This is a genomic window from Leptolinea tardivitalis (assembly GCF_001050275.1).
GTDB lineage: Bacteria > Chloroflexota > Anaerolineae > Anaerolineales > Anaerolineaceae > Leptolinea > Leptolinea tardivitalis.
Genome location: NZ_BBYA01000009.1, coordinates 240,242 through 253,323 on the forward strand (window position 1 = coordinate 240,242; position 13,082 = coordinate 253,323).

The following is a 13,082-nucleotide window of genomic DNA, read 5'->3' on the forward strand; positions in this document are numbered from 1 at the left end:
GAGACTGGAAATGCAAAAAAGAAATTTAGGCAGCAGTGGATTGGAAGTATCTGCCCTTGGATTGGGCTGTATGGGGATGACGTTCTCGTTTCCTCCGTTTCCTGAAAAATCGGAGATGATCACGTTCCTGCACAAGGCTGTGGAACGAGGTGTGACTTTCTTTGATACGGCAGAGGTCTACGGTCCATTCACCAATGAAGAACTGTTAGGTGAAGCCCTGGCTCCCTTCAAAGGAAAGGTGGTGATTGCCACCAAGTTCGGTTTCAAATTAGATCCTACCGGTGGATCCCGGTGGACTGGTGTTGACAGCCGGCCGGAACACATCCGGGAGGTGTGCGAAGCCTCGCTCAAACGTCTGCGTGTTGAGGCCATTGATCTGTTTTACCAGCATCGGGTTGACCCCCATGTGCCTATTGAAGATGTGGCAGGTACGGTGAGAGATCTGATTAAAGAAGGCAAGGTCAAACATTTTGGTCTGTCAGAAGCCAGTGCCCAGACCATTCGCCGGGCCCATGCTGAGCAGCCGGTGACGGCTGTACAGAGTGAATATTCGGTCTTCTGGCGCCGCCCGGAAGCAGAAATTCTGCCCACTCTTGAAGAGCTGGGAATTGGATTTGTTCCTTTCAGCCCGTTGGGCAGGGGGTTTCTGACCGGTAAAATCAATGAAAAAACAACATTTGAGAATGGAGATCTCCGCAACTCGCTTCCGCGCTTCACACTGGAAGCCCGCAAAGCCAACCAGGCAGTTGTGGATATGCTTTCCAGATTTGCTGAAAAGAAGAATGCCACGCCGGCACAGATTGCCCTGGCCTGGCTGCTGGCGCAAAAGCCATGGATCGTACCCATTCCCGGCACCCGTAAACTGGAACGCCTGGATGAGAATATCGGTGCCGCCGCAATTGAATTGACAGCAGACGACCTGATCGAAATTGACCGTGCAGCCGCGCAGATCAAAGTGATGGGAGATCGCTATCCGGAAGCTATGGAGAGGTTGACCAATATCTAAATGCCAGTCTATGTATTGGATTGGTTAATACCATTTTGTTGAAAAAATGACCTGAATCTGGCTCTACCACCTTACAAGGCGGACGGATAATATGGTAGAAAAATGTATCGATAAATGGAAATAGAAAAACTAAAACAATTGTTGGAACAGGTCAAATCAGGTCAGATAGATGTGGATGCTGCCCTTGAGCAATTGCGCCGTCTGCCATACGAGAATCTGGATGGATTTGCCCAACTTGACCATCACCGCACACTACGTAACGGATTTCCCGAAGTGGTGCTCGGGCAGGGCAAGCAACCGGAGCAGGTGGCGGCCATTGTATGTCGCCTGGCTGAACACAGCGATAAAGTGCTGGTGACTCGAGTTGATCAGGCCATGGCAGATATCGTCTGTACTGAAATGCCGGATGTCGTCTACAAATCTTTACCACGTCTGCTGGTGTTGGACCGCTCAAAACCGATTGAGAAGATTCCCGGCATTCTGGTGGTGACGGCCGGTACAGCCGATATGCCTGTGGCGGAAGAAGCGGCTGTAACCGCCGAACTGATGAACAATTCGGTTGAACGGATGTACGATGTAGGCGTGGCAGGCATCCACCGCCTGCTCGGTCAGGTGGAAAACCTGTGGCGCGCACGGGTCATCATTGTTGTTGCCGGAATGGACGGTGCCCTGCCCAGTGTGATCGGCGGGCTGGTTTCGGTTCCGGTCATTGCCGTGCCGACCAGTGTGGGGTACGGCGCCAGTTTCAACGGCCTTGCACCTCTGCTGACCATGCTCAATTCCTGCGCGGCAGGTGTGGGTGTGGTCAATATTGATAATGGTTTTGGGGCAGCCGTGCTGGCCAGCCGTATCAACCAGTCAGGCCAGTGACATGAATTTTTCAGAACTCGGAACAAACCTGTCCCCTGAACTCAAATTTCGCTGGGAGATGCTTCTTGCACCTTTTCGGCAATGGGGAAGTGCGGTAGTCGCTTTTTCCGGCGGGGTGGATAGCGGTCTGTTATGCGCCGCCGCCTGGAGGGCGTTGGGAAGCCGGATGCTCGCCGTGACCGTCAGCTCACCGGTGGAATCGGCGGGGGATGTGACATCTGCGCGGGAACTGGCGGAATTGGTTGGCTTTCCGTGGCTGGTAGTGGATCATGACGACCTGGATAATCCTGCCTTTGCCGCCAATCCGCCTGACCGCTGCTACATCTGCAAGCGGGCACGGTTCCAGCGGCTGCAGGAACTGGCAAATCAAAAAGGTTTTACTGTGCTGGTGGAAGGATCGAACGCTGATGATCGGGGAGATTACCGCCCCGGCATGCGGGCGGTGCTGGAAACGGGTGCAAAGAGTCCGCTGCTTGACCTGGGTTTCACCAAGGAAGAAATCCGCACGATGGCCAGAGCGTTGGAACTACCCATCTGGAACCGGCCGAGCGCCCCCTGCCTGGCAACCCGTTTCCCGTATGGGTCACCGGTCACTCGTGAAGGACTCCGTCAGGTGGCGGAGGGAGAGCGGTATCTCAGTGAACTGGGTTTCCATTCCATCCGGGTACGACATTATGGCGATATGGCACGACTGGAAGTCTTGTCTGAAGAGATAGAAAGATTGGGTTCCATGCATGAATCAATTTCTGATATGTTTAAATCACTCGGTTTCCACTATGCGGCTGTTGACCTGACCGGATACCGCCGGGGAAGCCTGAACGAGGTGCTTGAATGAAGATTGCCTATGCAGACTGTTTCTCTGGCATCAGTGGAGACATGTTCCTGGCCGCCCTGCTGGATGCCGGCCTGCCGCTGGATGTATTGCAGAGTGGTATCGATAAACTTAACTTGCCTGAAAAGGTGGAGCTCAAGGTGACCGAAACTCATAAAGGTGCCATGCGTGCCACCAACCTTGAAGTGATTGTGCCGCACAGCCATACTCACCGGCACCTGAATGATATTCTTGCAATCATCTCCGACAGCCAGCTATCAGACCGGGTCAAGGAGACGGCATCACAGGTTTTCACCCTGGTGGCGGAAGCTGAAGCCCGGGTGCATGGTGAGCCGGTGGAGCATATCCATTTCCACGAGGTTGGCGCGTTGGATTCAATCGCCGATGTCACCGGAGCGGCCATCGGGTTGGAAGCGCTGGGAATTGAGCGGCTGTATGCGTCACCCCTGCCGTACGGATCGGGAACCGTGCAATGTGACCACGGACTGATTCCCCTGCCGGCACCGGCCACGCTGGAGGTGCTGCGCATGGTGAAAGCTCCACTGTCACCTTCAACGGCCGACGTGGAACTGGTGACGCCCACCGGCGCCGCGATTCTGGGCGCGCTGGCCACTTTTGACCGTCCGGCGATGACTGTTACCGGTACCGGCATTGGAGCCGGTAAACGTGACCTGCCGTGGCCCAACATTTTGCGTCTGATGGTTGGTGAAACATCTGAAGCAGAGACCGGTGAAATGGTGCAGCTTGAAACCAACATTGACGATATGAATCCGCAATTTTACGGCTACATAATGGAGAAACTTTTTGCTGCCGGAGCAAAAGATGTTTATCTGACACCCATCCAGATGAAGAAGAATCGTCCCGGCACCCTGATGGGGGTGATTGCCTACCGGCGCGACGAAGCCGCTCTCACCGAGCTAATCCTGAGGGAGACGACCACTCTGGGGCTGCGTTCCCTGCCTATTGGACGGCATGAAGCCCTGCGGGATTTCAAACAGATCCAGACCGAATACGGAAAACTGACTGTCAAACTGAAAGTGCTCAACGGGAAAGTCATTCAATCGGTTCCTGAATATGACGAATGTGTACGCCTGGCAAACGAGAATAATGTGAGCCTGGCGGAAATCTATCGATCCGCTCAACACACACTGGAAGGAGAAGGAAAATGATGCAATATCGGAAATTTGGCAAGATAGACTGGCAGCCTTCCGCCCTCGGGTTTGGCTGTATGCGTCTTCCCATCAAAGACGGAAAAGCTGAGAATATTGACCAGGATAAAGTCAACGTCATGATCCACCGCGCCTATGAAGCCGGTGTAAATTATTTTGATACTGCATGGGGATACCACGGCGGGATGAGCGAACCAGCCCTGGGCAAGGCGCTTTCCGGCGGCCTGCGGAATAAAGTCCGCGTGGCCACCAAGTCACCCGTGTGGCTGATTAATGAACCGGGAGACTTTGACCGTTTGCTGGATGAGCAGTTGACCCGCCTGCAAACCGATCATGTGGATCTGTACCTGCTGCATGCCCTTAACCGCGGTTCGTGGATGGATCGAGTATTAAAACACGATGTCATCAAACGCGCTGAAGCCGCCAGAGCAGACGGACGCATCCGCCGGCTGGGTTTTTCCTTCCACGATAATCTGCGAACCTTCAAGCAGATCGTGGATTATTACGATAAATGGGATTTCTGCCAGATACAGTACAACTATATGGACACCACGGTACAGGCCGGTACCGAAGGCTTGAAGTATGCCGCCAGTAAGGGGCTGGGTGTGGTAATCATGGAACCTCTGCTGGGAGGCAAACTCGCCATGGATCTACCCGCCACCCGCCCGCTGTGGGCTTCTGCTTCGCGCAAGGCCAGTCCGGCGGACTGGGCTTTGCAATGGTTGTGGAACCAGCCGGAGGTCTCGGTGGTATTGAGCGGTATGAGCACCCTGGAACAGGTCGAACAAAACATCGCCTCGGCGGAACGCTCGGGTATCGGCACATTGACCGCCGCCGACAACGAACTGATCATGAAGGTGTGCGATGTGGTTAATGGACTGAGTCCCATTCCGTGCACACGCTGCGAATACTGCCTGCCGTGCCCCAACGGGGTGAATATTCCACGCAATTTCGACGCCTACAATAAGGCATTGATGTTTGACGCGCTGGCAGACAGCCGCAATGAATACAAATACTGGATTCCGGATGAAAACAAGGCGGAACAGTGTATCCAATGCGATGAATGCCTGTCGAAATGTCCGCAGAAGATTGCCATCAGCACCTGGATGCCGGTGGTGGGGGAAGTGCTTGGACTGGGCCGTGAGTATGTGAAGTCAGTGTAAGAATTAGTGATAATAACGGGGAGGGATCGGTCTACCGGTCCCTCCTCTTTGTTTCTTCTTTATGTGACAAAGACTATGGTGGCACCTTGAAAATTGTCTTTTTTTCCAGTAAACAAAAACGGGATCATCTCGATCCCGTTTTCTGACTTTATCACAAATCTTTTTATCCCGCTGTCTGGTCGTCCACTGTGGCATCAGGGGCATTCGTCTTTACCGACTGGATGCCGTTTTCCATTCCAGATACAGAAGAATACATTTCACTGGTGCCGATGATCTCCCCGTTTCCGGCTTTCAATACGAAAAACGGTTCCTTGTTCTTGGATTCTTTTTTCTCATAATGGGCATCCACGACGGCATTCTTCTTTACTGATTCGATGCCGTGCAGGGCGCTGGCTTTTTCATTGTACTGTTCGCTGGTCAAAATAATCTGACCGTTCCCGGCTTTCAGGTTGAACATGAACTTACCGCTTTTTGTTTTTGTGACGACAAATTTCCCAGCCATTATTATCCTCCGACACAGGTTGTGAACTTTCAAAATTCCTTTTAATAAATATAAACGAAAATCTAAATTTATACCAAATTCCCCATGATTTTTTGTTGACATCCAAATCCATTCCACCTACAATGATCCGCATCAGGAGGAAATGCACATGTCAGATAATAAAGCGGTCATTCCGCCGTACGTTAATGCGGCGATGAAATTCATTCTGCGTTCCCCGCTGCATGGGATGGTCAGCGAGACTATCACGGTGATCACTTTTACCGGACGAAAAAGCGGAAAAACCTATTCCACTCCGGTCAGTTATTCACAAAAGGGCAACCAGGTGATTATTTTTACAGACGGCAGGTGGTCGAAAAACCTGATCGGTGGGGCACCGGTTCGCTTGCGGATTCGCGGGAAGGATTATTCCGGTTGGGCGGATCTGGTTGCTGATGATAAGGAACTGATGGCAAATATGCTGGTGGAGCACCTTAACGTGGTCCGCCGTGATGCCCAATACTACAACGTCACCTTTGATGAAGCCGGGAATCCGCGAATGGACGAAATCAGCCGGGCGGTTGATCATGTGGTGATGATTCGGGTCACGCTGAAATAATCGTGCCCGGCACGATTACCAGGCGATGGGTATACAGAATCTATAAAAAAGTTCTGGATCAATAAAGATTAGATCAGATCCATCACCGGATGATCTTTGGTCAGCACCTCAAAGCGGGATGTACCGCCGCAGTACTTCTCCAACAATCCGGCCACCTCGGCGCAGATTGTTTCTACATCAGTCTGTGTGAAGGGCGGCAGCCCGTCCAGGTTGACTTCAACAGCCGTGGTCTCGGGTACCACCAGACTGTGTTTGGCCTGGCGCCACGTCCAGCGGCGGGTCATCACAATATCGCCATCTGTAAAAATGATTTCACCCGGAGCGGGATGTTCCACGATGTCGGTGCCGAAAGGTTCGAAGGTCTCATTACCATTGGCAAAGCGTAGTTCGATATCGCCCTTGAGGTGGTCGATGGCATGGGCACCGGTGGGGAGAAGGTGACGGATGGTGACAAGAGAGCCGATATCCACCAGTGTACTGATGGAAGGCAGCGACTCGCCGCGCAGCACCCGGCGAGCCAGGGCTTCCACCGAGGGGCGGAATTCCGTCGGTTTTATACCAATGGAGCGGTATGCTTCACGCCAGTTGGAAATTTTTGGGTTTTCCAGGATGGTGTCTATATTCAGTATGGACGGGAGGGCGGCTTCTGCTTCACGCAGAGCAGCCGTCAGATCCGCCGGAGCAGCTCCATTGGTCAGTCCGATGGCCACGACCACACCCCGGCAGAAGCCGGGAAATTTGTCGAATACCTCTTGGGAAATGGAATAATGTTTGGTCATGGTCAACCTCAATAAAATTAGAATGGTCTCAATGGTAATACAGGTTCAATCACCTGTGGATATTTCCGATAGGCCGGTTATCCCTGGGGCGGAGAGTGATTTTTTCACGTGTTACCGGAAACCGTTATTCCTCTCTTTACAAAGAGGGAAATAACGGAATCAATCTACTATGATGCGGGCATCCACGGTGAAAATATCTTTCCCGTACCCCTTTACCGGATTCAAATCCAGTTCCCGGATTGATGGGAAGTCCGTCACCAGCAGGCCGATGCGGACGAGAATATCCTGCAATGTTTCAAGATCCATACCCGGTTCTCCGCGCACTCCTTTGAGCAGCGCAAGCGAACGGATGGACTGAATCATTCGTCCGGCCTCCTCTTTTCCCAGTGGGGCCAGGGCAAACTGCACATCCTTGAGAGCTTCGGTATATATGCCGCCCAGGCCGAATGCCACCAGATGACCGTATCCTTCCTCTCGGTTGGCACCGATAATCACCTCGGTTCCCTTGACCATCTGCTGCACAAGCACGCCGGAGGCGTCTTTGATCTTCATCAATTCGTCCCAGGTCTTTTCCGCGTCTGACAGGTTGTTGATGTTTACCCGGACTCCACCCACATCGCTTTTATGCAATGGACCCATGACCTTCAATACCCAGGGAAAGGCGAAGGGTACATTTTTCAATCCGGCTTTGTCTGTCAATTCGATCTGACCGGGGAAACGAACTCCGGCTGCCTGCAATACTTCACGGGTCACCTGGGGAGTCAATGCTCCATGCTGGTCATCCATCAGATGAGAAATTTTTACCCGGTCATATCCGACCGCACCGCTTTCCGGTTCGTAAATCTTAGGACGATTGACCACCCGGCTGAGGGCGCGCGCCAGGTAGACTTCGTCTTCAAAATAGCAGCCTCCCACCTCGCGGAATTTTCGCAGTGGAACTTCTGATGAAAGCACCGAAACCATTGATGGAATGATCGGGATCGGGCTTTTGTGCATGGCATCATCCAATACCCTGTAAATCTCCCAGTTATCCGAAAGCCCGGAATCACCCATCATAAAGACGATGAAGTCATAATCATCCTTGACCTCTTCCATCAGGATGTTCAACACTTTTTCCATGACAGGTCCATTGATGGAGGGCAGGCAGTCAGCCGGGTTATTTAGCCCGGCGCCCGGCGGAAGGACTTCGGCCAGCCGCTGACGGATGCGCTCGTTGTAAGGGGGGACTTCAAAACCCTGCCGGTTGAGCTCGTCAGCCAGCATCACACCGGGCCCGCCCGCGTCGGTCACAATGGCAATGCGCTTTCCATCAGTGCGACCCTTCACACATTGAAGGATCATGGCCACATCCACCAGTTCCATGCGGGAACTTACGCGAATCACCCCCGCTTTATCGAACAAGGCCTGCACGGCTGTATCATTGGTGGCCATTGCCCCGGTATGACTGGCAGCCGCACGGCTTCCAGCCTGGGTTGTTCCGGCTTTGATCCCGGCCACCAGACAGCCTTTTTTATTCAGGCTGCGTGCCGCTTTCAGGAATTTTTGCGGATTGACGATACTTTCCTGATAGGTGATCATGATTTTTGAACTATCAGGTCCGTAACCGTCATCATAAATTTCCATAATATCGGGGACGCCGCTCTGGGCGGAATTTCCCACGGTCAGGAAGGAATTAAAAGTTAAACCTCTGCGCATGGCATGTTCAGCCAGGAAGTCAACTGTGGCACCCGAACCGCTGATGAAATCAATGCCGCCGCGCACCAGATTAAAGGCCGCTCCTGTAAATTTACTGGCATGCGCATAGGTCATGATTCCAGAACAATTGGGGCCTAACAATAGAATGCCGTGTTTCGTGGCGATTTCTGCCAGGAGTTTTTCTTCTTTTTTGCCTTCCGGTCCAAGCTCACCAAAACCGGCACTGAGCACCACAACAATTTTGCTGCCGATGGCTGCCAGTTCTTCCAGGGAGGCACGCACAAATTTGGCCGGTACACCGATCAATGCCAGATCGGGAGCTTCGGGCAATTCCGGTATGGATGGATAGGCCTTAACGCCCTGGATCATTCCGCCTTTTGGATTGACCAGATACAGGTTGCCATTAAATCCCTTGGTCAATATATTTTTGGTCAACCGACCGCCAGGTTTGGATACATCTTCACTGGCGCCAATCACGGCAATACTCTTCGGCTCAAGAAGATTTTTCAGCATGGATTTCCTCCGGGTTGACGTGTATTTCAGGCAGTAATTTTGCCTGCCGCCGCCAGTTCACGGCCGGCATGGAAGGCCGCCGTATTGGCCGCCCAGACTGCTGGTTTGGCATTGACCTGTTTGAGTGCCTGCACCCACATTGTTTCGGGGAAGGCATCAAATGGCGCCACAACACTGAGTACTCCCATCATCACCACATTGGCGATTCGGCCGGTCTGGTCGCCCAGTTCCAGTGCCTTGCCCAGCACATCCACTTTGATGGTGCGGTATCCTTTCAGGTTTTCCATGATCTGGTCATCAGATGGGTATTGTTCTTTCGGGAATCCCAGAGGCAAAATGCAGGTATCCGCCAGCAGTACCGTACCACCCGGCTTTAACAGGGATAGAAAATCAGGCCGCAGCACTTCACTCTTTTCCATGACGATCAGGCAGTCAGTGGTTCCGGGCAGGAACAGCGGGCTGGATGTTTTTCCGCAGGCGAAGGTGCTGATCACCGGTCCGCCCATTTGAGCCATACCGTGGGTTTCACCTTTAATAATATTCTCTTTGTCGTAACCTGCCAGAAATGCCAGTTGTGTGAGTACATGCCCGAAGAAAAGATTTCCCTGACCGCCCACCCCGCGGATGGAGAGGGATAGCCGTTCCGGTCGTTTAATGCCAGTGATATCAAACGGAGCGATGTCTGAGGGTACCGGATACTCGGGCATAGATTTTCGTTTAAGGTCTTTCAGGTCAATCGGATGCAGCACGTGAGTCGGGCAGGTTTGCACACAGGCGGGGGTCATCCCACCGCAGCCGGTGCACAGATTGTTGACTACCGGAACTCCATCTGGACCGGCTTCGATACCGGGGCAGATCAGGCAGGCGCCGCATTTCTTGCAGACCTCGGGATCCACGTAAACCCGCTGTGAACTGGGTTTGGCCATCTGGATGCAGCTTCCGTTTTGCACCACGATGGTGGTATAGGTGCCTTTGGCGGCTTCTTCAAGCGCGGTCTTTAGGGCAGTGCGCAGATTGTTCTTTTCATAGGCACCCACTTCAATCACATTCGCTCCATGTGCCCGCAGACTGGCAGGCAGGCTGAAGCGCATGGGTTCTCCGGCGAGATTAGTCGGAGATGTTGGGGTGGGTTGAGCGCCGGTCATTCCCGTCCAGGAATTATCCAGAATAACCTTCACACCGGGCACATTGCGGTAAACAGCATTGCGGGTTCCGGCCATGCCGGTATGACATTCGGTGCTGTCTCCCACTACAGTGATACAGCGGGATGCTTTTTCAGGAAGATCCATCACATATCCAATACGCTGACCTTCGCTGGCTCCCATGGCCAGTCCCGTATCCATGGCGTTCATGAAATACAGCAGACCGTTGCAGCCGATATCGCCAAAGACCACTTCGACCAGTTTCTTCTTCTTTAAAAGCGCCATCTCGTTGGCAAACAACCGGTACGGGCAGCCGGCGCAAAGTGATGGGGGGCGTGAGATAGGCTGGGTTTCCACCTTCTTATGAGTGACCGGTTTGCCCAATTTCTCGGCGATCAGGGCTGGAGACCATTCGGTGAGGGTGCTGTATTCTTCTTTCCCAATGGGATGAAGTCCGGCTTGCTGCATGGCCTCCTGGATAAATCGGTAGCCGTCTTCTATCACATAAACGTCGCCGTCAATAGAGTTGTAGAACTCCGTAATCAGGTCCATGGGCAGTGGATTGGTGAAGGCCAGTGAAAGGATATCAAAATCTAACCCGAGCGCGTTCTTGACCTCATGCACATACATGTCGCTTATACCGGCGGTGATCACGCCCATTTTTCCAGAACCTTTTTCCCAGTAATTTAGCGGGCTGCTTTCTACCATAGCCTGCAAGGCGGGCATGCGTTCGTGCATCGAGATATCAAAATTCTTGCGGGCAAAACCGGGGAACACATTGAATTCTTTGAGGCTCTCCGGCATAACCACAGGATCACGGCGAACCGGTTCCATCAGGTGGATCAAGCCTTCGCTGTGGCACAGGTTGCCATTGGGGAAAATGACCACCTGTGTTTTATATTGACGTCCGATTTCCACGGCAATGGCAGCCGATTCGTGTAATTCCTGATGGTTGCGCGGTTCAAAAACCGGAACAAAGCATGATTTGAACAGGTAGCGTGGATCAATGACATGCTGTGTGGAACTCGGTGTGAAATCACTGGCAATGTAATACACCAACGCACCACGTTCTTTGGCAAAGGGGGCTCCACTGGTAAAAATATCGCCAGCCTGAAACAGACCGGGAATCTTCATGGTGACCACGCAGTCGCGTCCGGCCAGGGAATGCCCCATGCCAACAGCCGAAGCTACTGCTTCATTGACAGACCAGTTCACATGGATCATGTCTTGTACCTGTGACAGACCCCGGTCAATCACCTCGCTGCTGGGCGTGCCCGGATAACCGTCAGCCGCATGAACACCGCCGCGTACACAACCGACGGCAAAGGCGATATTCCCCTGAAGGATTTCGGTTTTTCCAGCGGGAGCTTCACACAATGCACGTATTGATTCACCCATTCGTTTCACTCCTGATTGGTTGATGAAAAGTAAAAATAGTTTGAAAAGAAAAACCCGGAATCGCGGCAATGCCCGGCCCCAGGTTGACTTTTAAGAAATCTTCAAAAAAACTTGATGTCATTTTCCTTGAAATGTGGACAGTCTATTCAAACATACCGGCCACACCTCCACCTGGTTGAACAGGGATTTTTTTCATGCGAAGGAATTCTTCTACTGAGAAGAGGAATTGCAGCATGTATTCACGTTCGGCTGCTTTACCCAGATGACCCACCCGGATAACTTTGCCAGTCAATTCACCGAGACCGCCGCCAATGGCAATTTGATGTTCATCCATCAGCCATTTGGTCAATTCATCAAGGGTGAATTCCGGCCGGGCTTTCACCGCTGTGGCTATGGGAGAGGCATAAGCCTCAGGAACAAGCATCTCAAAGCCGAGATTGGTCAAACCTTTGCGCATGGACCGGCTGGCAGTGGCATAGCGGGCATAATGTGCTTCTACACCACGCTCAAATATTTTCTTGATGGCTGTTCGAGCAGCCAGAATAACATTGGTTGGAAGGGTAACCGGTGATGGATGCCAGGCGCCCCATTCCTGGATGTAATGCCGCCAGAGTTTGAGGTCAAGGTACCAGCATCCCGGTGCATCATGGCTGTCTATAACGGTCCAGGCATGCGGACTGACACTGATGAAACCAATCCCCGGTGCAGCTTCAATGCATTTATTGGCGCCGCATACGCAGATATCAATTCCCCAATCATCCACCGGAATATCCACTCCAGCCAGCGACGAGACCGTATCCACAATGGTCACAAGACCAGCCTTCCGGGCAACAGCCATCAAATCTTTCAAAGGATTTAGGACAGTCGTGGATGTCTCATGATGGACCATGGCGAAGGCTACTGTATCGGGGTTTTCCTTTATTAATGATTCCAGAAGGTTGGGATCAAGCGGCTTCCCCCAGGCTGCTTTAAAGGGGATGATTTCGAGACGATGGGCCTGTGAAATTTCGACCAGGCGGTCTCCAAAGAAGCCATTTGTTCCAATGATGATTTTCTTACCCGGGGCTACAACACTGCCGATGGCCATATCGAGCACAGCCGAAGCCGGCCCGGGAACCACATACATGTCATTTTTCGTCTGGAAGAGTCTGTGAAGCAGCTCATCCATCTCAACATGCACGGGCATCCAATCAGGACCATAGTGGCGCATAACAGGGAGGCTTAGAGCATCCAGAACATCGTCATCAACATCACCGGGACCGGGAGTGAAAAGCTTAATATGTTGGGTCATGGGGAATTCCTTCAGGATTGATTTACAGGTAAAACAAAAAGAGGAAAATTGTTTCCTCATTAATATTAATGAATCAAAACGGGCAATAATGTAGTTATGACTACATTATTGCAGATTAAACTGTTTT

General features: G+C 52.3%; 11 protein-coding genes. 6 read left to right on the forward strand and 5 right to left on the reverse strand.

From position 1 onward, the window contains the following. Nucleotides 1-10 precede the first annotated feature (10 nt). The 5 genes from LTAR_RS08425 to LTAR_RS08445 all read left to right on the forward strand — a co-directional run bounded on the left by LTAR_RS08425 (nt 11) and on the right by LTAR_RS08445 (nt 5,040). Complete coding sequence (locus LTAR_RS08425) at nt 11-1,006, forward strand: aldo/keto reductase (RefSeq protein ID WP_062421758.1); 996 nt, start codon at nt 11-13, stop codon at nt 1,004-1,006. A 114-nt stretch (nt 1,007-1,120) separates the two neighbouring features. Further along, nucleotides 1,121-1,876 (forward strand): nickel pincer cofactor biosynthesis protein LarB, encoded by a 756-nt coding sequence (larB, locus tag LTAR_RS08430; RefSeq protein ID WP_062421759.1) that lies wholly within the window; start codon nt 1,121-1,123, stop codon nt 1,874-1,876. Between the two features lies 1 nt (nt 1,877). Next, nucleotides 1,878-2,711: an ATP-dependent sacrificial sulfur transferase LarE gene (gene larE / locus LTAR_RS08435; RefSeq protein WP_062421760.1), complete on the forward strand. Its 834-nt coding sequence runs from the start codon at nt 1,878-1,880 to the stop codon at nt 2,709-2,711. After that, complete coding sequence (gene larC, locus LTAR_RS08440) at nt 2,708-3,877, forward strand: nickel pincer cofactor biosynthesis protein LarC (RefSeq protein WP_062421761.1); 1,170 nt, start codon at nt 2,708-2,710, stop codon at nt 3,875-3,877. Before larE ends, larC begins: the two co-directional genes overlap by 4 nt. Beyond that, entirely contained in the window at nt 3,877-5,040 is a 1,164-nt protein-coding gene (locus LTAR_RS08445; protein ID WP_062422002.1) for an aldo/keto reductase, read from the forward strand. Before larC ends, LTAR_RS08445 begins: the two co-directional genes overlap by 1 nt. A gap of 163 nt (nt 5,041-5,203) precedes the next feature. Here LTAR_RS08445 and LTAR_RS08450 read toward each other — a convergent pair whose 3' ends face one another. Further along, nucleotides 5,204-5,542 (reverse strand): YegP family protein, encoded by a 339-nt coding sequence (locus LTAR_RS08450; RefSeq protein WP_062421762.1) that lies wholly within the window; start codon nt 5,540-5,542, stop codon nt 5,204-5,206. A gap of 148 nt (nt 5,543-5,690) precedes the next feature. Here LTAR_RS08450 and LTAR_RS08455 point away from each other — a divergent pair, with 148 nt between their 5' ends. Further along, nucleotides 5,691-6,137 (forward strand): nitroreductase/quinone reductase family protein, encoded by a 447-nt coding sequence (locus LTAR_RS08455; RefSeq protein WP_062421763.1) that lies wholly within the window; start codon nt 5,691-5,693, stop codon nt 6,135-6,137. 68 nt (nt 6,138-6,205) lie between these two features. On the opposite strand, the gene LTAR_RS08460 is transcribed toward LTAR_RS08455, so the two are convergent. From LTAR_RS08460 to LTAR_RS08475, 4 genes are all read right to left on the reverse strand, one after another. Further along, the gene (locus LTAR_RS08460) at nt 6,206-6,916 is read right to left on the reverse strand and encodes a B3/B4 domain-containing protein (protein WP_062421764.1); all 711 of its coding nucleotides are present in this window, start codon (nt 6,914-6,916) and stop codon (nt 6,206-6,208) included. 159 nt (nt 6,917-7,075) lie between these two features. Continuing rightward, nucleotides 7,076-9,124 (reverse strand): acetate--CoA ligase family protein, encoded by a 2,049-nt coding sequence (locus LTAR_RS08465; RefSeq protein ID WP_062421765.1) that lies wholly within the window; start codon nt 9,122-9,124, stop codon nt 7,076-7,078. Between the two features lie 26 nt (nt 9,125-9,150). Further along, nucleotides 9,151-11,664 carry a 2-oxoacid:acceptor oxidoreductase family protein gene (locus LTAR_RS08470; protein ID WP_062421766.1) on the reverse strand — a complete coding sequence of 838 codons (2,514 nt, stop codon included), beginning with the start codon at nt 11,662-11,664 and terminating at the stop codon, nt 9,151-9,153. 142 nt (nt 11,665-11,806) lie between these two features. Continuing rightward, entirely contained in the window at nt 11,807-12,955 is a 1,149-nt protein-coding gene (locus LTAR_RS08475) for a pyridoxal-phosphate-dependent aminotransferase family protein (protein WP_062421767.1), read from the reverse strand. Nucleotides 12,956-13,082: the final 127 nt, after the last annotated feature.

Coding starts and splice junctions, on each gene's coding strand:
- LTAR_RS08425 (WP_062421758.1), top strand. CDS start 11: ATGCAAAAAAGAAATTTAGGCAGCAGTGGATTGGAAGTATCTGCCCTT.
- larB (WP_062421759.1), top strand. CDS start 1,121: ATGGAAATAGAAAAACTAAAACAATTGTTGGAACAGGTCAAATCAGGT.
- larE (WP_062421760.1), top strand. CDS start 1,878: ATGAATTTTTCAGAACTCGGAACAAACCTGTCCCCTGAACTCAAATTT.
- larC (WP_062421761.1), top strand. CDS start 2,708: ATGAAGATTGCCTATGCAGACTGTTTCTCTGGCATCAGTGGAGACATG.
- LTAR_RS08445 (WP_062422002.1), top strand. CDS start 3,877: ATGCAATATCGGAAATTTGGCAAGATAGACTGGCAGCCTTCCGCCCTC.
- LTAR_RS08450 (WP_062421762.1), bottom strand. CDS start 5,542: ATGGCTGGGAAATTTGTCGTCACAAAAACAAAAAGCGGTAAGTTCATG.
- LTAR_RS08455 (WP_062421763.1), top strand. CDS start 5,691: ATGTCAGATAATAAAGCGGTCATTCCGCCGTACGTTAATGCGGCGATG.
- LTAR_RS08460 (WP_062421764.1), bottom strand. CDS start 6,916: ATGACCAAACATTATTCCATTTCCCAAGAGGTATTCGACAAATTTCCC.
- LTAR_RS08465 (WP_062421765.1), bottom strand. CDS start 9,124: ATGCTGAAAAATCTTCTTGAGCCGAAGAGTATTGCCGTGATTGGCGCC.
- LTAR_RS08470 (WP_062421766.1), bottom strand. CDS start 11,664: ATGGGTGAATCAATACGTGCATTGTGTGAAGCTCCCGCTGGAAAAACC.
- LTAR_RS08475 (WP_062421767.1), bottom strand. CDS start 12,955: ATGACCCAACATATTAAGCTTTTCACTCCCGGTCCCGGTGATGTTGAT.